Raw genomic sequence first — 20,891 nt, forward strand, 5'->3', positions numbered from 1 at the left:
TTCACGCCGAGTTGGGTGGGTGAGAGTGACCCAGAGGTCACTCTCACCCGACCAACTCCGGTCGGGCAGGCTGGTGTCGTGCACCCGGACCTGCTGCTCTCGCGCCGTGACCTCGACTTCCTGCTCCACGAATGGCTGGACGTCGCCGCCCTCGCGAACCGAGAGCGGTTCGCCGAGCACAGCCGCGAGACCTTCGACGCCGTGCTCGACCTGGCGTCGTCGCTGGCGGCGGAGTACTTCGCGCCGCACAACGCGACGAGTGACGAGCAGGAGCCGCAGTTCGACGGCGAGACGGTGACGATCATCCCGGAGGTGGCGACCGCGCTGCGGGCGTTCGCCGACGCCGGGTTGATCTCGGCGGCGATGGATGCCGAGGTCGGGGGCGTGCAGGTGCCGTACGTCATCCAGCAGGCGTGCTTCGCGTGGTTCGCCGCCGCCAACACGGCGACCGCCGGGTACGCGATGCTGACGATGGCCAACGCCAACCTGTTGCTCGCGCACGCGACGCCGGAGCAGGTGCAGCGCTTCGTGCCGCCGATGCTGGACGGCCGGTGGTTCGGGACGATGTGCCTGTCCGAACCGCAGGCCGGCTCGTCCCTGGCCGACATCGCGACCCGCGCCGTGCGCCAGCCCGACGGCACGTTCCGGGTCTTCGGTAACAAGATGTGGATCTCCGGCGGCGACCACGAGATGGGCGACAACATCGTCCACCTCGTCCTGGCCCGGATCGAGGGCGCTCCGCCGGGTGTGAAGGGCCTGTCCCTCTTCGCGACGCCGAAGTTCGTGGTGGGCGAGGACGGCAGTCGCGGGGAGCGCAACGACGTCACGTTGGCCGGCATCAACCACAAGATGGGCTACCGCGGCACGGTCAATACGGTCCTCAACTTCGGCGAGGGCCGGCACCAGCCGGCCGGTCAGTCGGGTGCGGTCGGCGAGCTGGTCGGCGACGAGGGTCGCGGCCTTGCGGTGATGTTCCACATGATGAACGAGGCACGTGTCGGCGTCGGTGCGGGCGCCGTCGCTCTCGGCTACACCGGCTACCGCCGCGCCCTCGCCTACGCCCGCGAACGCGTGCAGGGACGGCCGCTCGGCGCCAAGGACCCGGCGGCCGCACCGGTCGCGATCATCGAGCACGCCGACGTACGCCGCATGCTGCTGGCCTCGAAGTCGTACGTCGAGGGCGGGCTGGCCCTGACGTTGAAGGCGGCACTGCTGCTGGACGACCAGCGGACCCACCCGGACGACGAGGCCCGGGCGCGCGCGGGCGCGCTGCTCGACGTACTCACCCCGATCGTGAAGAGCTGGCCGTCGCAGTGGTGCCTGGCGGCGAACGACCTGGCGATCCAGGTGCACGGGGGCTACGGCTACACGCGGGAGTACGGCGTCGAGCAGCTCTACCGCGACAACCGGCTCAACCCGATCCACGAGGGCACCCACGGCATCCAGGCCCAGGACCTGATCGGCCGCAAGCTCATGCTGGACGGCGGCCGCGGCCTGCTCGTGCTGCGGGAAGCCATCGACGCGACCATCGGGCTGGCCGGCGACGCGGGTGACCCGACGCTGAGGGAGTACGCGTTCCGGTTGTCGGGTGCGGTGGAGAGCCTGGTGCAGGCGGTCGCGTCGGCGTGGGAGTCGGGCGAACCGCGCGCGGCGTTGGCCAACGCGACCGCCGGACTCGAGGCCGCAGGCCACGTCGTCGTCGCCTGGATCTGGCTTGAGCAGCTGCTGGCGGCGCACGGCAGGACGGGGGAGTTCTACGACGGCAAGCGCGCCGCGGGCCGGTACTTCTTCACCCACGAGCTGCCGAAGGTCGGGCCGATGCTCGACCTGCTGGCGGGCGGGGACCAGCTGTTCAACGAGGTCGACGGCAGCTCGTTCTGATGGGCCACGACTGCGCCGTTGCTGCGCTGACCGGCATCGGGCTGGAGGACCTTGCCCGGATCGGGATCACCACCACGGGTCGCACGACGACTGGCGACGAGGCGCTCTCTGAGGAGCAGCCGCACGTCGCCGTACGTCACGGCCAGTTGCTCTTCGCGTGCGCGGATCCGCGGCTGGTCGAGTCGGTGGAGGCCGTTGCCGTGCAGCTCGGTGCGCGGATGGCGGGGATCGTGCTCGGGAGCACGGCGGACTTCCACCTGCTGCACCTGCGCGACGGCGACCGGGTGCGCGAGCGCCTCGTCCACGAGGGCGAGACCGTGGAGTCGTCGGGGGAGCCGTGGCCGGAGGAGACGGCGCTTGACGAGGAGCAGTTCACCGAGGACGGGATGCTGGCGGTGTTCGGCCGGGTCACGGGCGTCGGGCTCGACGATGCCTGGATGAACCAGGAGTTTCACCAGCTGCAGTGGGGGTTCCCGGGCGACGAGGTGTCTCCTGGGGTGGTCGAGGTGGTCGAGACGGATGAGCAGGAGACAGCCGACGACTCGCGGTACGTCCCGGTGACGCCGATCGCGACGTCGTACAAGCTGGCCGGTGTCGCGCTCGCTGTCGGCCTCGCCTTCGAGGCCCTGTTCGGGGTCCTCGCCCTCTCCTCCGACGCCGACTTCGGGCCGCCTGTCGTGCACGTGCTCTTCGCGGTGCTCGCCGCGTTCACGCTGTTCCGCGGCCGGATGTCGATCGTGTCAGTGCTCTGGACCGCCGCCGAGGCTGCCGTCCTGCTGGTGGCGGTGGTGGTGACGGTCGTGCGAGAGGCGGAGGACGTGGTCCTCCTGGTCGCGTTCGCGGTCCACCTCGTCGTGCTGCTCGGCATCCTGGGTCTGCACAGCGTCCGGCTCCGCTCCTTCGAGAGGGCCTTTGCCGGCGGTTGATCAGACCGGATTGCCGCTGAGGTCGGTCCGCTTCGGTCCCTCACTGCCGACGACCGTGAGCCAGGCCTTGTCGCCGCCGAGCGGCCTTCCCACGACGACGGTGCACTGCTCCGAGGAGTCGCCACAGAGCCGGGCCAGCACGTCGCCCTTCACCTTGGTGAAGTCGAACGGCTTGCGGACCGACATCGATTCCGCCAGCGCCGTCAGGGTCCCGTCCCACTGGTAGACGCGGGCGCCGTCGGGGGCGTCCTGGTCCGGGACGGTCACGACAGCGGTGTTGCGGAAGATCGCCACCTCGAACACCCTCGTCGAACCGGTCTCCGCACGAAGGGCGGCGTTCAGGTCGGCGATGCCGGCGGCCGTGAGCAGGTTCGTCGCGCCCGAGCTGTTGACCTCGACGTCGACATCGATGTCGGGCTCGGTCACGGTGTGGGTCGACGTCGCCGGCTGGTCCTCACCCCTCATCGCATCGACGGCCGTCCAGACCGCGAACCCCGCTCCACCGACCACGATTGCGCCCGTCGTCAGCAGCGCGCCGATCCGGCGTCGTACCCGACGTTGCTCGGTGGGTGCGTGGTAGACCGGGAAGCTGCCGCCCGGTGGGTACAACGAGATGGGTGGCGTGTCGGCGGGCGGCTCGGCGAGCTGGCCGGCAGGCGGTTCGTCGCTCGGTGCCGGGTAGTTCTGCCAGTTCGGGGGCTCGTCGGCCATGCCGCGATCCTAGGGTGAGGAAGGCGGGTACGGCGGTCGTCAGCGGTGACCGCGATCAGGCGGCTCGTGGTGGTGGTCGCCCAGCTGCTCGATCTGCCTCGTAGGCAGCGGCGATCTCCTCGGCGGTCCGTGGTGGTGAGTAGCGGAGCCGGTCTCGCAGATCGATCGGTGGTGGTCGGGTCCAGACCGGTCTCCCGGTGGCGGGATCGATGCGGACGGTCCACGGAGTGTTGTGGACGAGCGTGTGGTGCTTGCGGCAGATCAGCATCAGGTTGTCGAGGCTGGTGGCCCCGCCGTCGGCCCAGTGGACGACGTGGTGCGCGTCGCAGGCAATGGGCAGCCGGGTGCAGCCGGGGAACGCGCAGTGGCGGTCGCGCAGGACCAGAGCGAGCCAGATCGCCGGCGTGACGAGACGGCGGGCGCGGCCGACGTCGAGGATCTGGCCGTCGGACCCGAGGACGGCGGGGATGATCTCGGCGTCGCAAGCGAGGCGTCGTACGGCGTTCGCCGAGAGCCGCTGGTCGGACGGAAGGCTGCCGTCGCGGGCCAGGCCGGCGTCGATCACCTTCTGGCGCAGGCTCTCCTGGTCGATGGTCACGATGATCCGGGCGCTGGCGCCGTGGTCGTGGGGGAGCTGGTCGGTCGACTGGAGCCGGCGGCAGGCCTCGACGAGCGCGTCCCAGAACCGGCGTCCGTGGTCGCGGGGGTCCTTGCCGTCGTGGGCGCACGTCGGGTCGGGGCAGCGGGTGCCCGTGGGGTGGCCGTTCTCGTCGAGCAACGGTGCGTTCGGGTCGGTGGGAACGCCACCGCACGCGCCCGGCTCGGTGGTGACCGGTGCCGCGAGCGGCATCAGGACTGACTTGATCAGCTCGGACTCCTCCTCGCTGCCGTAGCCACGGAGGTACTCGCCGCCGATTCCGTCCTGGGAGAAGCCGAGGTGGCGCGCGAGATGTGCTGCGCGCTCCTGCCGCTCCCGGGACCGGTCGTCCTTGATCAGGGTGCCGTCGACATCGAGCTCCCGAGCGACGTCGCCGAACGCGACCTGGAGGTCGGTGGCGTCGTACCCGTTCGTGTGGACGAGATCGAGCATCCGGTCGGCAACGGCGGTGCGGAACTTCGGCACTCGGGGGAGCGTGGTCACCTTGCTTCCGATGGCGCGCGCCTGGGTGAGCGAGATGGCGCCCACCTTGAGGGCATCGCCGACCGCCGGCAGGTCGCGCAGCTGGTCGACCGCGCGCACCAGGCCGCCGCCCGCACCCTTGTGGCCGCCGGTGACGTGGGTGAGGAAGTCCTTCGTCGAGGCCCAGCCGAGCTTCTCCGGTTCGTGCGTCTCCTCGAGCCGCGCAGTGACGCCGAGCATGGCCGCGTCGAGCATCGCCTTCGCCTGGGCGATCCTGGCCGCGGCCTCTGGGGCGTCCGCACCAGCGAGGTCGTCCCACTGGGTCTGAGCCAGCTCCGCGGCGCTCTCGACCGCAGCAGCGGCCTTGTCGAGTGCGGCGGTGGAGGACATGCGTCCATCCTATCGAACAAGTGTTCGAACCACAAGTGTGTGGCCAGACCTGTGTGAAAAACGTCAGACGGCCAACGGAATATCCCCGGTACGACGCCGGTTCGCCCCAGTGTGTGCAGTGAGCCGTGGACCGAGGGTGAGTCGCTGACCCGACGCCTCGTGGTGGACCTCCAGCGGACGAAGAGCACCCGCTGTCGTTGAGGACCCGCGCCCTCTCGGCGTGCGCAGAGCCCACCTGACCGGCGGGCACTCCTCCTCTCGTCCCCACCGACTCCACCGATCCTCCTCGATCCACAGTCGGCCGCGGTGTGCCACAGGTGCGCCGCGCGGCCGCATCGAAAGGCATGTCCCCATGAGCTCCACCCGCACTGCCGAGCCCGCCACCTGGCGCGACCGGCTCCCGTCGTTCGGCGTCCAGGTCCTGCTCGGCCTCGCGCTCGGCGTGGTCCTCGGCCTCGTCGCGCGCTCCATCGGGGCCGACGGCACCGACGCCGCGACCGGCGAGGTCGACCCGAACTGGCTGACCGAGACGCTGACCACGGTCGGCGACACGTTCGTGACGCTGTTGCGCACCGTCGTACCGCCGTTGGTCTTCCTGGCGATCGTGGCCTCCATCGCCAACCTGCGTGAGGTCACCGGGGCCGCGCGACTGGCGTGGAAGACACTGGTCTGGTTCGCCATCACCGCGTTGATCGCTGTCACGATCGGCATCGTGCTGGGGCTGGTGCTCCAGCCGGGCAACCACACCAGTGTCTCTGCCGACGCGGCCGCCGATCCCAGCCGCACCGGCTCGTGGCTCGACTTCCTCACCGGGCTGGTTCCGGACAACGTGCTCGGTCTCCAGGCCAGTGCTGGCGGCGACGGCTCGGTCGGACTGTCCTTCAACGTGCTGCAGATCCTCGTCGTGGCCATCGCCATCGGCATCGCCACGCTCAAGGTCGGCGACGCGGCCGAGCCGTTCCTCGTGTTCGTCCGGTCGGCGCTCGCGATCGTCCAGAAGGTGCTCTGGTGGATCATCCTGTTGGCGCCGATCGCCACGGTCGGCCTGCTGGGGAACGCGGTGGCGTCGTACGGCTGGGACGCCCTCGGCTCGCTGGCCACCTTCTCGGCCGCGATCTACGGCGGCCTGGCGCTCGTCGTGTTCGTGGTCTATCCGGTCCTGCTGCGGTCCAACGGGCTGTCGGTCAAGCAGTTCTTCTCCGGCGCCTGGCCGGCGATCTCGCTGGCGTTCGTGTCGCGTTCCTCGGTCGGCACCATGCCGGTCACGCAGTCCGTCACCGAGCGCAACCTGGGTGTTCCGCGTGCCTACGCCTCGTTCGCCGTGCCGCTCGGGGCGACCACCAAGATGGACGGTTGCGCGTCGATCTACCCGGCGATCTCGGCGATCTTCGTCGCGCAGTTCTTCGGTGTCGACCTGGGCCTGACCGACTACCTGCTGATCGCCTTCGTGTCCGTGATCGGCTCGGCGGCCACCGCCGGAGTCACCGGCGCCACGGTGATGCTGACCCTGACGCTCTCCACGCTCGGCCTGCCGCTGGCGGGGGTCGGCCTGCTGCTTGCCATCGACCCGATCCTCGACATGGGTCGTACGGCGGTCAACGTCGCCGGGCAGGCGCTGGTGCCGACCCTGGTCGCCAAGCGGGAGGGCATCCTGGACGAGGACGCCTACAACGCGCCGCGGGCGGGCAAGGCGTGGCGCGAGGACGACGTACCGGTCGCGGCCTGAGTGTCCGGGCGCGAGCGGGTCAGACGCGCTCGCGCCCGTGCGGGGTCTGCCAGTTGGAGAGATCCGGCCCGAGCGGCACGATCCCCGTCGGGTTGATGTCCTCGTGCACGACGTAGTAGTGCCGCTTGATCTGCTCGAAGTCGATCGTCTCGCCGAACCCGGGCGTCTGGAACAGGTCGCGCGCATAGCCCCACAGCGCCGGCATCTCGATCAGCTTGTTGCGGTTGCACTTGAAGTGGCCGTGGTAGACGGGGTCGAACCGGACCAGCGTCGTGAACAGTCGTACGTCGGCCTCGGTGATCGCTTCGCCCATCAGGAAACGCCGGTCGGTGAGCCGTTCCTCGAGCCAGTCGAGCGCGTCGAAGAGCCGCTCGTACGCCGCGTCGTACGCCTCCTGCGAACCGGCGAACCCGCATCGGTACACGCCGTTGTTGACCTCGGTGAAGATCCGCTTCATCACGGTCTCCATCTCCTCGCGGACGTCGTCCGGCCAGAGGTTCGGGGCGTCGGGGCGGTGCCACTCGCGCCACTCGAAGTAGAGGTCGTGGGTGATCCACGGGAAGTCGTTGGTGACCACGGCCTTCGTGGCGATGTCGACGACGGCGGGCACGGTGATGCCGCGCGGGTAGTCGGCGTACCGCGCGAAGTAGGCCTGCTGCAGCCGCTCGTACCCGAGCACCGGGTCCACGCCGCCGGGGTCGAGGTCGAACGTCCAGCTGCGCTCGTCGTGCGTCGGCCCGGTCAGGCCGAGGGAGATGACGTCCTCCAACCCGAGCAGCTTGCGCACGATGATCGAGCGGTTCGCCCACGGGCACGCTGCTGCTGCCACGAGCCGGTAGCGACCCGGCTCCGCCGGCCAGGTCGGTGCGTCGAGCTCGGCGCCGCCGTACGGGTCCTGCGAGTGCCCGGGGTCCAGGGTGATCCGGTCCGGGATGTAGTTCATGTCCCGGTCGAAGGCCTTGCCCTGCTCGGTGTACGACGGCATGCGCTCACCCTAGGGCCCGTCCGTTGGTCGAGGAGGTTGCGCAGCAACCGTCTCGAGACCCGTCTAGGCTGGATCGGTGACCGAGGTGCTGGACGAGGGGCCGTTCTTCCACGGCACGAAGGCAGACCTGCGCGACGGTGACCTGCTCACCGCGGGCTTCCGGTCGAACTACCGGCCCGAGGTGGTGATGAACCACATCTACTTCACCGCGCTCGTCGACGGCGCCGGCCTCGCGGCCGAGCTCGCGCCCGGCGACGCCGCTCCACGGGTGTACGCCGTGGAGCCGACCGGGCCGTTCGAGAACGACCCGAACGTGACCGACAAGAAGTTCCCCGGCAACCCGACCCGGTCGTACCGCAGCAGCGACCCGCTCCGGGTGATCGGCGAGGTCACCGACTGGACCCGCCTGACACCTGAAGCCCTGCAGGGGTGGCGCGAACGGCTCGCGGTGCTGCGCGCTGACGAGCGCGGCGAGATCATCAACTGATCGGCGGCCGAACGGCCAGCGCCGGGGCTATCCACTTCCGCAACCAGCCGCGCAGCTCGTCATCGCTCCGCGCCGGCTGGGTCGGGTTCTCCAGCAGCGAGGTCAGCAGTCGCATGATCAGTTCGGCCAGCCCCTCGAGGTCGTCCTCGCCGAGGCCGGCCTCGCTCCAGTCCACCGGGAACCGGTGCAGCATCTCGGCGCCGTACTGCACGGCGAGCGCGGAGGTCGCACCCCGGCCGAACGCACCCTCGTCGCTGATCTGGAGCAGCAGGCTGAGGCGCGGTTCGGTGGGGATCGTGCGCACCGAGAAGAGGATCCCCTCGACGACGGCTTCGGCCGGGCTCGCGGAGCCCTGCAGGTGCTCGACCATCTGGTCGACGAAGGTCTCCGCGCCCTGGGCGGCCACTTCCGCGACGATGTCGCTGAGCTTCGGGAAGTACCGGTAGACGGTCTGCCGGATCACGCCGAGCTCGGCGGCGACGTCCGACAGTGTTGTCTTCTGGATGCCGACCCGGTCGATGCACGCGGCGGTCGCGTCCACGATCCGTTGCCGCGCCTCGAGCTCGGTCGCGGGCGGGCGACCTCCCCAGCCGTGTTGTGCCATGGGTTCAGGCTTTCACGGGCTCCAGTGCGGGTTGCTTCGCGGTTGCCCGCAGAGCCGCAGCGATGATCGCGAGCGATGCCACGCTGCACGCGACGACGTACCAGAGGCTGCCGATGGGGGTGCCGTCCTCGGTGATGCCGTCGGTCGCAGCGAAGTACGCCGGCAGCGCAGTCACCCACAGCACGACATGCACGCCCAGGTAGATCGCCGGGTAGACCCGGGCGAAGGTGGGGGAGTCGACCGGGGAGACCTGCCCTGCGGCGATCGCGCGGAAGGCATCGACGAGCAGCCAGATCCCGATCGCCCAGACGATGCCGAGCTCGACCCAGAGGATCGCGCGCTGGATGTCGATCTGGTCGTCTCCGCGGAGCGATCCGGTCGGGGCGCTGACGACCATCATCGCGAAGGGTGTGAGGACGCCGGCCACGACGGTGCGCCAGGCAACCTGTCCGCCGCCGAGCGACGCGCGGCCCTCGCGCGGCCCGACGAAGCGGATGACCAGCCAGGCCATCGCCGCGAACGACACCGACGCGAAGAGCAGCATGCTGTTCATCGGCACGGAGTCCAGCGCGGGCTGGTTGATCTGCCGGTTGTCCATGTTCCACGCCCACCACTTCAGCTGCGGGCCGAGCTGGTCGAAGATCTCGTAGAACACCTGGCACACGAATGCGACGGCGAGCGCGGCCGCCACCGCGCCGCGGCGTTCGAGGACGCGCAGGGCGCGTACCAGCTCCCAGGCCAGCGTCGTGATCGCGGGGTAGAAGGCCACGATGTAGAGCGGCAGCCGGTCGTACATGAACTGCACCGTGAACACGTTGTGGCTGAAGATGAAGCCGACGTGCTCCTCCAGCCCGAACCACGACGGGAAGTAGAGCGGCGGCTCCACCACGGCGAGGTAGACGAGCGACGCGAACCACAGCGAGATGCCGACCGGGTCGCCGTCGCGCCGCCACCGGCGCCACGCGTGCACCAGCGCCCAGATCGCGCCGCCGATGATGAGCAGCTCGAGGAACGGCATGGTGGCGTTCTCGAGGTCGAACGGGTTGCGCAGGCTGGCGAACGGGTTCCGGTCATGGCAGTCGAACCCGAGGCCGGCCGCGACCTTCTCGGCGGCGGACTCGCACGTGTAGCTCACTGGAGGGCTCCTGTCGGGGCGGACGTGGATCCGGCGTGCTCCACCGGGTTCGCGGGGTCGGACCAGTCGGTGCCGGGCGGGTCCTGGCGTTGGTCGAAGCCCGCGGGTACGACGGTCCGGCCGAGCTTCTCGCGAATCCGGTAGCGGACGATCCCGAACCAGAAGCGTGGGTCACGCATCATCTGCTTCAGCGACTTGTCGAGGTTGAACACCTCCGCGAACGACTGCTCCACATAGGGGTCCTCGCGGCTGGCGGCGTTGATCGCGTTGAAGATCGGCCAGCTGAACCGGGCGACGAGCTTGCGGCGCCACGGCGCGACGGTCTCGGTGCCGGTCGCGAAGTCGTAGGCCTGGTCGCGGGCCATGGCCAGCATCCACGGCACGTCGAGGGACTCCTTCTGTCGGGCGAGGAAGTCCTCGTGGAAGGCCAGGTCCAGCGCCTGGCCCGAGGCCAGCATCTCCTTGAGGATCAGCGCCGATCGTGCGGCCGAGCTCATGCCCTGGGCGTAGAACGGGTTGAACGCGCAGATGGAGTCACCGATCGTGAGCAGCCCGATCGGGGGTACGTCGAGCAGGTCGAACCGGCGCCACTTGTTGCCGGTGGACCGGGTCAGGTGCACCTCGGAGGTCGGCGTGCAGGCGCGCATCGCGTCACCGAAGGCGGTGGCCCGGACCCGGTCGACGGACGCCTCGAAGGTGTCGACCTTGCGCGGCATCTCGATGCCCCAGGACCCCATGCAGACGATGGCGCGGTCACCCTCGATGGGGAAGAAGTTGCTGAGGAACTCGTGCTCCTCGGGGTGGTCGCCGGTGTCCTGGGTCGGGGTGATGACCAGGTGCTTCCACCACCAGCTCGCCGGCCGCTCGTCGACGGGCGGCAGGTCGTACCAGCGCGAGGTGTAGGTGACCTTCGCGTCGAGCGTGTTCTCCTCCGGGGCGGTCCAGCCCGCGGCGGCGAGCCAGTCGATCGCCGACGAACCGCGGCCCTGACAGTCGACCACGAGGTCGGCGGCGACGTACTGCTCCTCGCCCTCGGCGGTGCGGAGCTCGACGCCCTCGACCCGACCGTGGGTGGTGCCGCCGTCGTGCGAACGAAGTCCGGTGACCGTGATCCCCTCCCGGACCTCGATGTTCTGGACCGCGCGGACCTTGTCGCGAATCACCCGTTCGATGAGCACGCGCGAGCTGTAGACCATGGTCATCGAGCCGGACTTCCGCGGCGCCCAGCCGTCGTCCTCGCAGTACGCCGCGTCCATGGACGGCATCAGCTTCATCCCGCCGGCGGCGATGAGGGACTCCTCGAAGCCGGGGAAGATCTCGCCGATCGCGCGGCGGCCGGAGTTGAGCAGGAAGTGCGGGTGCTTGCTCTGGGGTACGCCGCGGCGGTGCTCGGCGTCGGCCGGGAGCAGGTCGCGCTCGAGCACGATCACCTCGTCGAAGTGCCCGGCGAGCACGCCCGCCGTACACAGTCCTGCCACGCTGCCGCCAAGGACGACCGCTGTCCTGCCCTGCATCCTGAATCCCTTCAGCCATACATCCGATACGTGAATGTATGGTTGGGGAACGGGGACGTCAAGCGCCGACGAACTCCTCCAACGACAACCCGTGCTCCCTCGCGATCACCTCGGCCGCCTTCTCGCCGATCATGATCGCCGCGGCGTTCGTGTTGCCGCTGACCACGTTGGGCATCACGCTCGCGTCGGCGACGCGCAGGCCGTCGACTCCGAGCACGCGCAGCTGCGGGTCGACGACGGAGCCGATCCGGCAGGTGCTGGTGTGGTGGTAGACGGTGAACGAGTAGTGCCGTGCGAGGTCTTCGATCAGCGCGTCGCTCAGCTCGCCGCCGGCGGTGTGGCCGTGCTTGTCGGCCAGGAAGGGCGGGACGAGCACGTCGCCGACGCCGTGCGTCTCGCGCAGCTTGTCGACGATGTCGAGCGTCCGGCGGACGACCGCGATCATCACGGCCATGTCGTGTGGGTCGCCGTAGTAGTTCATCCGGATGTCGGGCGCGACGCGCGCGTCGGGGCTGGCCAGCAGGATCTCGCCCTCGCTGTGCGGCTGCACGGGGTTGGCGAGCACGAGCAGGCTCTCGGCGGTGGGGGAGAGGGTGGTCTCCGGGTCGGCGAAGTACGTCGCCGGGTCGACCCGCAGCACGCCCTGCCAGATGGGCGCGTTGTAGCCGCACGCGAAGAGCCCGATCTGCGCGTCGTGGGTGTGCGGGTCGCCGAGGCCGGTGGAGAACCACGCGCTGGCGTCGTACAGGGAGGACGAGGCGAGGCCGGTGCCCTCGGTGGCCCACTCGGTGACCTGGCGCACCGCCTCGGCGCGGAGTCCTTCCAGCTCGGGAGGAAGGGAGACGTCGTCCGCCGGGTCGGCGGGCAGCGGACCGGCCGGTGCACGCAGCGCGTCCGGTCCCATCGCGATGCCCATGCTCACCATCGAGACGCCGAGTCCTGGCGCGGGGACGAACAGCCCGAACTGGAGGTGGTCCTTGAGGTGCTGGCCGACGTCGGGGGCGTCGACCTGGCAGGTGACGCCGAGCGACTCGAGGTGCTCGCGCGGACCGATGCCCGAGACCATCAGCAGCTGCGGCGACGCGATGGCGCCGGCGCTGACGATCACCTCGTTGCGGGCTCCGGCGACCTGCGTGGCGCCGTCCTCGTCGACGTACTCGACCCCGGTGGCGCGCAGCGCACCCGGCTCGCCCTCGAGCACGATCCGGGTCACCTGGGCGTGCGTGATCACCATCAGGTTGGGGCGGATCTCGGGCTTGCCCTCGAGGAACGCGTGGTACGTGCTGGCGCGCTTGCCGGCCTGCGTCGTCGTCTGCAGCAGCGAGACCAGGCCCGCGGGACCGCCGCGGTCGCGGCCGTTGTAGTCGCCTTCCGGGATGCCGGCTGCGACGGCCGCGTCGACGAACGCCCTGGCCCCCGCCACGACGGGCGCTCGTACGGCGACCCCGAGCGGGCCCTCGGTGCCGTGGGCCTCGGCGTCGATCGTGATGTCGTCGGACGCGACGAGGCCCTCGCTCTTGCGGAAGTACGGCAGCACCTCGTCGTAGCTCCAGCCGGTGGCGCCGCCCTCGGCCCACGCGTCGAAGTCACCGGGGTGGCCGCGGACGTAGGCCATGTAGTTGATGCCGGAGGAGCCACCGAGCATCCGGCCGCGCGGCACCATCATCCGGCCGCCGTCCAGGCCCAGTCCGCACCCGCCGGCGTCGGCGGTGAACATCCAGTCCGTCTCGGGATTCACCTGCAGGACCGGGCACGCCGCGGGCATGAGCTCCGCAGGCGGCGGTGTACCGCCTGCCTCGATCAGGATGACCCGGGTGGCCGGATCCTCGGAGAGTCGCGCGGCCACCACCGCTCCTGCTGAACCCGCACCGACAACGACGAAATCAGCAGACTCGACCATCTCGCGAAACTAGCAGCGCGACGACCCGCCGGGAAGGCTCTCGCTGGTCGAGGAGTTGCGCAGCAACCGTCGCCCGTTGGTCGAGGAGGTTGCGCAGCAACCGTCTCGAGACCCGTACCCTCGTCGGAGGAGGAACGGCATGTTCGGACGACGCAAGGCGAAGCGCGCAGCGGCAGCTCAGGCCGTCCCGCCGCCGACGGAGTACCCCGTCTGCGGACAGGTGTACCTGTTCAACCGCGAGGCCGAGCGAGCGGCGCGCGAAGCGGCCGAGGCAGCGGAGTCACCGGTCGGCGAGGCCGAGGTGCAGCCGCGGGATTGAGCGGCGTGCCTACGGTGGCGCCATGTTCCTGGAGAACGTCGTCTTCGACGCCACGGCCCCGCAGGCACTCGGACGGTTCTGGGAGGCCGCGCTCGGTACCGAGCGTCTGACCGACGTGGCCGAGGGATTCGAGACCCGGCTGGCCGTGCCGGACGGCCCGGTGCTCGACCTCTGCTTCCAGCGAGTGCCCGACCAACCCGTCGAGCCCCAACGCCTCCACCTCGACCTGTACGGCGGCGCGGAGCAGGCTGCGGTGGTGGAGCGTCTGATCTCGCTGGGGGCGAGCCCCGCGGACGTCGGCCAGGGGGACGTGCCGTGGGTGGTGCTCACCGACCCCGCGGGCAATGCCTTCTGCGTGCTCGAGGAGCGGTCGTCGTACGACGGCACGGGGCCGGTTGCGGGCCTGACGCTCCAGGTGGCCGATGCCGAGCGGGACGTCGAGTTCTGGGAGTGGCTGACCGGCTGGGTTCCGGTGCGGGGGAGCGGCCTGATGAGCCTGCGCCATCCCTCGCTGTACGGTCCGCTGCTCGAGCTGTCCGCGGAGGCGGGCCCGAAGGGGGCGGCGAAGAACCGGACCCACCTCGACGTCCGGCTGGAGCCCGGCGACGACGAGGACGAGGTCGCCCGCGGCATCACCGAGCACGGCGGCCGCGAGCTGCAGTTCGACTGGGGCGAGCTGCCGTGGCGGCACTTCGCGGATCCGTCGGGCAACGAGTTCTGCGTGCTGCGGGCGTCGACGCACTGAGCAGTACCGGTCATGAATCGGTGCTGACGGCCGATGCACTCAGGTGCCGGTGGAACTCGTCCGCCGAGTCGCGCGCCTGGGGAAGCCCAGGTGTCCCTTGGAGGACCCCGTGCTCAGCTCGTCATCTTTCCGTCTGCCCGCGCTGGTCGTCTCCACGTCGTTGACGGTGGGCGGGCTGGTGGCCATGGCCGCGACGCCGGCCTCGGCCGACCCGTTGCCCGCCCCGACGCCGGTCTGCTCGTCGACGACGGCGTCCTGCTCGGTGACCTTTGACCACACCGGCGGCCCGGCCACCTTCACTGTCCCGGTGGGCGTGACGTCGGTCGACCTCGACGTGTACGGCGCGCAGGGCTCGAACAACGGTTGGTACAACAGCTCCTACGGCGGCAAGGGCGGTCGTACGGCGGCCACGCTCGCCGTCACGCCGGGAGACCACGTCGACCTTCTCGTCGGCCAGTCCGGATCGCCGGGGACCGGCGCCACGTACGGCGGTGGTGGTGCCTCGGGCGGTGGCCAGAGCTACCTCGGCTCGGGCGGCGGCGGCTCGTTCGTCTTCGACGCTGACGGTGACCTGCTCGTGGCCGCCGGCGGTGGGGGTGGCGGAGGATCCAACATCCAGGGTGGTGACGGAGCCGGCGCCGCCCAGAGTGGTGGCAACGGCGGGGTCGAGAGCGTCTGGACCGAGTACGGCGACTCGGGGGCGCAGGGTGCCTCGCCGACGGCCGGTGGCGCCGGCGGACGCAACGAGGCCCACTTCGCCTTCGGTACGGCGGGCGGCGGTCCGGCCGACGCCGGTGCCCCGGGCCAGGGTGGCGGTGGCGGATACAGCCCCTACAACCCGTACTTCAGCGGTGCCGGCGGCGGTGGCGGCTACTACGGCGGAGGCGGCGGTGGTGCCTTCCACGGTGGCGCCGGTGGCTCCGGCTTTGCTGACCCGGCCTCGACCGATGTCGTTGCCGAGACCGGTGTCCGCAACGGCGACGGCGTGGTCACGGTGACCTACGACCGCCCCGCTCCGGAGACGGCACTGACCGCTGCCCCGGACGGCGGCAGCGTTGACGGCGACAGCGTCACCTTCACTGCGGAGGTCACCAGCACCGTGGCGACGGCGACCGGCACGGTCGCGTTCACCGACGGCGAGACGACGATCCCGGACTGCGAAGCGGTTGCTCTCGTCGCGGGCGAGGCCGTCTGCGAGACGTCTGCCTTGGCACCCGGGAGCCACGACGTGGTCGCGACCTACTCCGGCGACGTGCTCCTTGCCCCGGCCGAGTTCGGTACGACGTACGCCGTGGCCCACAAGCCGGTCCACGTCACGACGACCTCACTCCCCGGCGGCCAGACCGGATCGCCGTACTCGGCGCAGCTGACCGCCGAGGACGGTCTCGGCCCGTATACGTGGCACGTCACCGCCGGCAGCCTTCCGCCCGGCATGACCCTCTCGCCGGACGGTGCCCTCTCCGGTACGCCGACGGCCGTCAGTTCTGGTGGCGCGGTCACCTTCGAGGTGAGTGACGCGCAGGACGTGCCGTTCACCGATTCCCTCGAGCTCACGCTGAGCGTGCTGCTGACCGATGTCGTCCGACCGACCGCCACGATCACCGTCCCCAGGGGCCTTGCGGCCTACCGCGTCGCATCCTGGCGCACCCTGACCGGCACGGCCCGCGACTCCGGCGACGGCGTGAAGAACGTGAGCGTCCGCGTCATCGAGAAGCGCGGCACCGGCTGGTACGGCTACCAGGCGAGCACCGGCCGCTGGGTCAGGACGAGCTCGACCACTGCTGCCTGGAACGTCGCGACCCCGCGGACCGTCGCCGTCACCAACGGCGTCTGGAAGTCGCCGGTCGTGGGCCTGACCCAGGGCCGGATCGCTGTCCGGGTCCGCGCTACCGACAACGCTGGGAACAGGTCCGAGACCGCGCGTACGGCGCACGTGCTCGACCGGCGCTGACGCAGCCGGTTCGGACCGAGGGATCCCTCCGGTTCTGCAATGCTGCGTGCGACTGGCCGGTCGGCGGCCAGCGCCAATCAGACGATCGGGAGCTGACGTGGGCCTGTTCAAGAAGCGATCTGTCGAACCGGAACAACCCGATGACGCACTGACTGTCCTGACCGCATCAGAGGCCAACGAGTTCCGTTCACTCGTACGTGTGGCCTTTGCCGAGCTCGGGCTCGAAGTGGTGATCCACCCCGACCACGCCGTTGACGACACCGGCCGCCAGTTCGGGTTCTGGAACATCGCCACCCAGTGCGCAGACGAGCGGCGCCCAGAGTGGCGCCGTCTGATTCGTGAGCACGTACGCCGAGTGGTCGCGAGCCTGGATGCTCCGGATCCTTTCGAGGGCATCGATCGTGATGAAGCCGCCAGCCGCACATTCGCACGCCTGTATCCCGACGATGCACTTCCTTCTCTTGAGGACTACCCGCACAGTCAGTTCGCCCCCGGAATCGTCGAGATGCTCGCGCTCGACCTGCCCGAGACCGTCGCGGTCTTCAATCGAGAGAACGCCGCCAGGCTCGGCAACTGGGAGAGCATCCGGGCGCACGGGGTGGCGAACCTGGCCGCGCTCCCAGCGGAGAGGCTCGAGACCCTGGATGGGCCGGGTGGTGGAAGGTTCACCGCGCTGCTGGGCGACTCCGTCTACACGGGGAGCCGGGCCCTGCTTCTCCCGGGACTCGCAACGCAGTTGACCGGAGAGGACGTGTCCGACTTCGGATGGTTGATGAGCGTTCCGAACCGTCACCAGGTCGTGTGGCACATGATCCGCGACAGCTCTGTCATCACCGCTCTGAACGGCATGGCCCACTTCACCGTGATGGGCTTCAGTGACTCGCCCGGCCCCGTCAGTCCGCACGTTTACTGGTGGGACGGGTCCGGCTACGAGCAGCTCACCCGCATCGATGGAACGGGCGCGATCGCCATCCACGCAGGCCCTGCTTTCACGGACGTTCTCAACACGCTCATGGCGGACGAGTAGCCCCACCGGCCGGCTTCCGTGGGAGAGTGAAAGGCGGCATGTCAGTGCGTCGGTGATGGAGACTGGAGCGTGCCCATTCCAACCCGCGACGAGATCAAGTTGGTTCTAGAAGGCTTGCTCCGAGGCACCACATCACCCGCGGAGGCCAGCACCTGGGTAGTGAGACGTCTGTATGAGGCGCCGGACCCCGCGTCATGGAACGAAGCGACCGAGGACGCGCTCTCAGCTCTCGCGATCGCCGACGCACAGACGGGACCCAGCACGTACCTCTATGGAACCGAGGACTTCGCCACTTGGCTTGACGAGTTCCGCGAAGCTTGGCCCGGCGCCTAAACGCGGCATGAGTGAGCTCTTGCTGGACCCGGCTAGAGCTCGTCCCACTGACCAAGCGACGCGGGCTCAACACCTGCGACGAAGTCCTCGACGATCTTGCGCGCACGCCGGGCGGTAGAGACGAAGTCGCCGGTGAAGGGATGACTCCCCTCGAGGATGGGAACCTCGACCGCGACATCACCATTCACTGAGCCGCCCCCGCGCAAGAGAAGGGTGCGCTCGGCTGACGCGAATTGATGGACCACGCCGTTGTCGCCACTGAACGAGAGCGCAAGCATGGGAAACACGCGGCCTGCGAGTGACACTTCTGCGTATCCCGTCCCCACCTGGCTGAGAAGTTCCACTCGCTCGATGAACACCAGGGCATCAGTCCGTTCCTGTCGCGTGCGAAACTCGCCGGTCACGGGGTCGGTCGCGCGCCAGTCACATTCCGTTGCGTCAGCGGCCACACACGGAGGCTACCGACCAACCGGCCTCGACCGCGGGGCGCAGCAGGTCAGGGCGGTCGCCTAGACCACGGAGTCTCGGTCGACCTTCCAATAGTGAAGCCCGGCCTCGTCGAATCGAGTCTCCAGGGCCTCGACCCCCTGTGCCACCTTGAACGACCGCTCCGCCTCACTGATCGGCAGGAGCCACAGGAATTCGACGTGTCGGTCGCCGACGTGGCAGGTCTGGAGATCCGGACCGAAGGGGTACGGCAGACTGACCAAGAGGTGATCACACGTCGCGCCGGGAAGCCATGGTTCGCCGATGGGCATCGTGTGTCCGAGGTCGAGACGTCCACCACGGTGGTAGAACACGGTCATTGCCAGTAGTTCAACGGCACGGTCATCCGCGTTGGCTGTGCAGATCACGAACTCCAACCCGAAATTCTTGTCGGCCGTCGCGGCCCAGCCACCGACCGATGCATAGACCCACACGTCGGCGGGAGTCGACGGGGCCATGCGCAACACTCGAAAGTGCGGGTTCTGCTCGAGGATCGGACCAGCGTGCCAGGTGAAGGCTTCGATCGTGCGCCCCGCGAAGAAGCGCCGGACGTGTTCCTCAAGCGCACCACACACATCGTCACACGGCAGAAAGTCAGGCACCGCGCGAGTCTAGGGTGCGGGAGTTGGCACGCTCGCTCATCGGCAGGACAGAGCTGAACGCGGCGTGTGAGTGCGGATCGCCGAGGCTGCAGACGACGCCATGACACTCTTGCGACATGGACACCTGGCCCCCTGTCGCGGCCGCCGCCGCGTTATTGGTTGCTGGCGTCGGGTACCTACTTCTGGACACACTCCTGAATGTCGCAGGTGACGCTGCGACGAGGAGCGCCAAGGAGTCCGCGTTTCGCCGCCCCTCGTCGGCCGCACGTCGTGGCCACCATCGGGTGCTGATGAAGAGTGGATATGTCAGCGCTGTGCTGGCTCTTCTTGCTGCCTTGCTTTGGCTGGCTGTTGCAACAAACGGACGCAGCGACCACGCGGCTGACGCAAGGATGTTCGCCTGGGCCGTGCTCGGCCTCGCCACGCTGGCCGGCGTCTTGCTGACTCGCTGGTGGCGGCTTGCTGGCAGGCATCTTGGTGGTTACACCCCACGCTCCTGATCGGACTGGACTCGGAGCGACCGATCGGCGGCATGGTCGAGCGTTCGGAACTGAACGCCTCTCGGTGTCGGACATCAAACGGGCCATTAGTGGTCGTTGTCGGCCGACGGATCCGGGTCGAAGTTGAACGTCTTGCAGAAGGCCTCGAAGTACCCGGACGGCATCGGCGGTGGGTTCTCGAAGATCAGTTGGGGTGTGATGATCGCTTGCCCGAACTCTGATCGCGCCTGTTTGAGGATCGTGGGCTCCATCCTCCAAGCAAGGGCTTCGCCGATGTCGTCCGTTGGTGCGAACCATGCTGTCGGGTCGACATGAGTGACCCGGTGGAAGCCGTTGCCCAGGTCAGCGGTTGTCCAGTGGGTGCGATCGAGGCGGGTCTTCTCGAGTTGGCTGGTGGAAAGGACCTGGTCGACGTACGCGTCGAAGACATGGTCGGCGAGCAGATGACGGGCACGGAATCCGAGTCGGGCGTACCTGTCGTTGGCTGTCATCGGTGCGGGTGGCCAAAATCGGGCGAATACGTCGCCCCGGTCGTTTGGCATTGTGCTCAAGCCTTTGACGAAGCTGACTGATGCCAGCGGGCCGACGGCCTCGAGTAGACCTCTCACGTCGCTCAGTTGGTCCTCGCGTGGGACCGAGCGTTCGTACTCGGTCGCGATGATCAGGCCGGTGTCTTGGGTGTGCAGTTGCCGCAGAGCTGTGTCGCCGCTCGTTGCTCGAAACCGGAGTCGGTTGGACTTGCCGTGCCCCAGGGTCGAGCACAGCATGTCCAACGCGGTTGTGGGATCGATGTGGAACTGCGCTGAGTCGATGGTCATCCAGTAGTCGGTTCCGCCTTGAATCACCCAATCGACGATCGGCGCCAAGGCCTCTCGCGTCGCCGTTGCCTCGACCCACCAACCCTCTCGGGGTACACCTCCTTCGTAGGGCATCGACGTGAAGTAGGCCTCGACGTCGATCGGAAGCACGAACATCGCGCTGAGCGCGGGCTTCGAGCGGTTGTCGAAGTAGGGGTGGCTCTCGTCCTTGGCTGGTCGCAGCGTTCCCGACACGCCCCGCTGATACAGCCCGGCAGCCAGAACCTCCAGCAGGTGGGTCAACGCCTTCGCGGGCTCGCACTCGTCGACCACTGCGAGGGGGCCTCGTGGCCCCGGGACGGGCTCGGCGATCTGCAGGTAGAGCTTGTGGTCGTCTTCGAGTTCGCCCAAGAGCGGCCAGATCTCGTGCGCAAGGACATCCGCCAGCGCATCGCGTGCCGTGGCCCAGTCGTCGGAGGTGTCGAGCCACAGCAACCTGCCGCCACCTACGAACCCGGCTCGTTTGAAGGCGCTGAGCGTGTAATGCACCGACCGATCATCATCAGCGGGGTATGCCACAGCGGGCGGACCGTCCCTTCTTGGCAGCTTTGTCGATTCGCACGCCAAGTATGGCGGGCGGCGCAGGGACTCGCGGCCAACAGACCCGCACCACATCGAGAGACCCTCAACTCCTCAATACCGCCGACAGAGGCAGATCCGTGCGGTCCTCCTTATGACGGTGATCGCACTCC

The 20,891-nt window shown here is 69.1% G+C and carries 19 protein-coding genes; 9 read left to right on the forward strand and 10 right to left on the reverse strand.

Going from position 1 to position 20,891, the window contains the following annotated elements; genetic code table 11:
- Positions 1-78: 78 nt before the first annotated feature.
- Entirely contained in the window at positions 79-1,881 is a 1,803-nt protein-coding gene (locus tag ASD84_RS13230; RefSeq protein ID WP_235531108.1) for an acyl-CoA dehydrogenase, read from the forward strand.
- Entirely contained in the window at positions 1,881-2,807 is a 927-nt protein-coding gene (locus ASD84_RS13235) for a hypothetical protein (protein ID WP_056711290.1), read from the forward strand. The genes ASD84_RS13230 and ASD84_RS13235 overlap by 1 nt, the downstream gene beginning before the upstream one ends.
- Here ASD84_RS13235 and ASD84_RS13240 read toward each other — a convergent pair whose 3' ends face one another.
- Both ASD84_RS13240 and ASD84_RS13245 read right to left on the reverse strand, forming a co-directional pair.
- Complete coding sequence (locus ASD84_RS13240; RefSeq protein WP_056711292.1) at positions 2,808-3,518, reverse strand: hypothetical protein; 711 nt, start codon at positions 3,516-3,518, stop codon at positions 2,808-2,810.
- 55 nt (positions 3,519-3,573) lie between these two features.
- Complete coding sequence (locus ASD84_RS13245) at positions 3,574-5,028, reverse strand: HNH endonuclease signature motif containing protein (protein ID WP_056711294.1); 1,455 nt, start codon at positions 5,026-5,028, stop codon at positions 3,574-3,576.
- A gap of 352 nt (positions 5,029-5,380) precedes the next feature.
- Between ASD84_RS13245 and ASD84_RS13250 the strand changes: the two genes are divergently transcribed.
- Complete coding sequence (locus ASD84_RS13250) at positions 5,381-6,754, forward strand: dicarboxylate/amino acid:cation symporter (protein ID WP_056711296.1); 1,374 nt, start codon at positions 5,381-5,383, stop codon at positions 6,752-6,754.
- Positions 6,755-6,773: 19 nt separating this feature from the next.
- On the opposite strand, the gene ASD84_RS13255 is transcribed toward ASD84_RS13250, so the two are convergent.
- The gene (locus tag ASD84_RS13255; RefSeq protein WP_056711298.1) at positions 6,774-7,739 is read right to left on the reverse strand and encodes a glutathione S-transferase family protein; all 966 of its coding nucleotides are present in this window, start codon (positions 7,737-7,739) and stop codon (positions 6,774-6,776) included.
- A gap of 76 nt (positions 7,740-7,815) precedes the next feature.
- Here ASD84_RS13255 and arr point away from each other — a divergent pair, with 76 nt between their 5' ends.
- A complete protein-coding gene (gene arr, locus ASD84_RS13260) occupies positions 7,816-8,226 on the forward strand; it encodes an NAD(+)--rifampin ADP-ribosyltransferase (RefSeq protein WP_056711300.1) in 411 nt (136 codons plus the stop codon).
- Here the strand turns inward: arr and ASD84_RS13265 are convergent.
- Genes ASD84_RS13265 through ASD84_RS13280 form a run of 4 tightly spaced genes read right to left on the reverse strand, consistent with a single transcriptional unit; the run spans position 8,219 to position 13,379 of the window.
- The gene (locus tag ASD84_RS13265; protein ID WP_056711302.1) at positions 8,219-8,830 is read right to left on the reverse strand and encodes a TetR/AcrR family transcriptional regulator; all 612 of its coding nucleotides are present in this window, start codon (positions 8,828-8,830) and stop codon (positions 8,219-8,221) included. The two genes, arr and ASD84_RS13265, sit on opposite strands and share 8 nt — an antisense overlap.
- A 4-nt stretch (positions 8,831-8,834) precedes the next feature.
- Positions 8,835-9,965 carry a hypothetical protein gene (locus ASD84_RS13270; protein WP_056711304.1) on the reverse strand — a complete coding sequence of 377 codons (1,131 nt, stop codon included), beginning with the start codon at positions 9,963-9,965 and terminating at the stop codon, positions 8,835-8,837.
- A complete protein-coding gene (locus ASD84_RS13275) occupies positions 9,962-11,479 on the reverse strand; it encodes an FAD-dependent oxidoreductase (protein WP_056711306.1) in 1,518 nt (505 codons plus the stop codon). Before ASD84_RS13275 ends, ASD84_RS13270 begins: the two co-directional genes overlap by 4 nt.
- Positions 11,480-11,537: 58 nt before the next feature.
- A complete protein-coding gene (locus ASD84_RS13280) occupies positions 11,538-13,379 on the reverse strand; it encodes a GMC family oxidoreductase (RefSeq protein ID WP_082573469.1) in 1,842 nt (613 codons plus the stop codon).
- 139 nt (positions 13,380-13,518) lie between these two features.
- On the opposite strand from ASD84_RS13280, the gene ASD84_RS13285 reads away from it, so the two are divergent.
- From ASD84_RS13285 to ASD84_RS13305, 4 genes are all read left to right on the forward strand, one after another.
- Positions 13,519-13,698 carry a hypothetical protein gene (locus ASD84_RS13285; protein ID WP_056711310.1) on the forward strand — a complete coding sequence of 60 codons (180 nt, stop codon included), beginning with the start codon at positions 13,519-13,521 and terminating at the stop codon, positions 13,696-13,698.
- A 22-nt stretch (positions 13,699-13,720) separates the two neighbouring features.
- The gene (locus tag ASD84_RS13290) at positions 13,721-14,443 is read left to right on the forward strand and encodes a VOC family protein (protein ID WP_056711312.1); all 723 of its coding nucleotides are present in this window, start codon (positions 13,721-13,723) and stop codon (positions 14,441-14,443) included.
- A 109-nt stretch (positions 14,444-14,552) separates the two neighbouring features.
- Positions 14,553-16,394: an Ig-like domain repeat protein gene (locus ASD84_RS13300; RefSeq protein WP_082573471.1), complete on the forward strand. Its 1,842-nt coding sequence runs from the start codon at positions 14,553-14,555 to the stop codon at positions 16,392-16,394.
- 97 nt (positions 16,395-16,491) lie between these two features.
- The gene (locus tag ASD84_RS13305; protein ID WP_156391903.1) at positions 16,492-17,421 is read left to right on the forward strand and encodes a hypothetical protein; all 930 of its coding nucleotides are present in this window, start codon (positions 16,492-16,494) and stop codon (positions 17,419-17,421) included.
- A gap of 365 nt (positions 17,422-17,786) precedes the next feature.
- Here ASD84_RS13305 and ASD84_RS13315 read toward each other — a convergent pair whose 3' ends face one another.
- Together ASD84_RS13315 and ASD84_RS13320 are read right to left on the reverse strand one after the other, a co-directional pair.
- The gene (locus ASD84_RS13315) at positions 17,787-18,203 is read right to left on the reverse strand and encodes a hypothetical protein (protein WP_056711320.1); all 417 of its coding nucleotides are present in this window, start codon (positions 18,201-18,203) and stop codon (positions 17,787-17,789) included.
- A gap of 60 nt (positions 18,204-18,263) precedes the next feature.
- Positions 18,264-18,842, reverse strand: a complete 579-nt coding sequence (locus tag ASD84_RS13320) for a suppressor of fused domain protein (protein WP_156391905.1) — start codon at positions 18,840-18,842, stop codon at positions 18,264-18,266.
- A 116-nt stretch (positions 18,843-18,958) separates the two neighbouring features.
- Between ASD84_RS13320 and ASD84_RS25115 the strand changes: the two genes are divergently transcribed.
- Positions 18,959-19,342 carry a hypothetical protein gene (locus tag ASD84_RS25115; RefSeq protein WP_156391907.1) on the forward strand — a complete coding sequence of 128 codons (384 nt, stop codon included), beginning with the start codon at positions 18,959-18,961 and terminating at the stop codon, positions 19,340-19,342.
- 86 nt (positions 19,343-19,428) lie between these two features.
- On the opposite strand, the gene ASD84_RS13325 is transcribed toward ASD84_RS25115, so the two are convergent.
- A complete protein-coding gene (locus ASD84_RS13325) occupies positions 19,429-20,688 on the reverse strand; it encodes a hypothetical protein (protein WP_156391909.1) in 1,260 nt (419 codons plus the stop codon).
- Positions 20,689-20,891 lie beyond the last annotated feature (203 nt).

This window comes from Nocardioides sp. Root682 (genome assembly GCF_001427795.1).
Taxonomy (GTDB): Bacteria; Actinomycetota; Actinomycetes; order Propionibacteriales; family Nocardioidaceae; genus Nocardioides.

Excerpts from the sequence above, each read along its gene's own strand:
- ASD84_RS13235 (WP_056711290.1), top strand. The coding sequence starts at position 1,881 with ATGGGCCACGACTGCGCCGTTGCTGCGCTGACCGGCATCGGGCTGGAG.
- ASD84_RS13240 (WP_056711292.1), bottom strand. The coding sequence starts at position 3,518 with ATGGCCGACGAGCCCCCGAACTGGCAGAACTACCCGGCACCGAGCGAC.
- ASD84_RS13245 (WP_056711294.1), bottom strand. The coding sequence starts at position 5,028 with ATGTCCTCCACCGCCGCACTCGACAAGGCCGCTGCTGCGGTCGAGAGC.
- ASD84_RS13250 (WP_056711296.1), top strand. The coding sequence starts at position 5,381 with ATGAGCTCCACCCGCACTGCCGAGCCCGCCACCTGGCGCGACCGGCTC.
- ASD84_RS13255 (WP_056711298.1), bottom strand. The coding sequence starts at position 7,739 with ATGCCGTCGTACACCGAGCAGGGCAAGGCCTTCGACCGGGACATGAAC.
- ASD84_RS13265 (WP_056711302.1), bottom strand. The coding sequence starts at position 8,830 with ATGGCACAACACGGCTGGGGAGGTCGCCCGCCCGCGACCGAGCTCGAG.
- ASD84_RS13275 (WP_056711306.1), bottom strand. The coding sequence starts at position 11,479 with ATGCAGGGCAGGACAGCGGTCGTCCTTGGCGGCAGCGTGGCAGGACTG.
- ASD84_RS13280 (WP_082573469.1), bottom strand. The coding sequence starts at position 13,379 with ATGGTCGAGTCTGCTGATTTCGTCGTTGTCGGTGCGGGTTCAGCAGGA.
- ASD84_RS13285 (WP_056711310.1), top strand. The coding sequence starts at position 13,519 with ATGTTCGGACGACGCAAGGCGAAGCGCGCAGCGGCAGCTCAGGCCGTC.
- ASD84_RS13290 (WP_056711312.1), top strand. The coding sequence starts at position 13,721 with ATGTTCCTGGAGAACGTCGTCTTCGACGCCACGGCCCCGCAGGCACTC.
- ASD84_RS25115 (WP_156391907.1), top strand. The coding sequence starts at position 18,959 with ATGGACACCTGGCCCCCTGTCGCGGCCGCCGCCGCGTTATTGGTTGCT.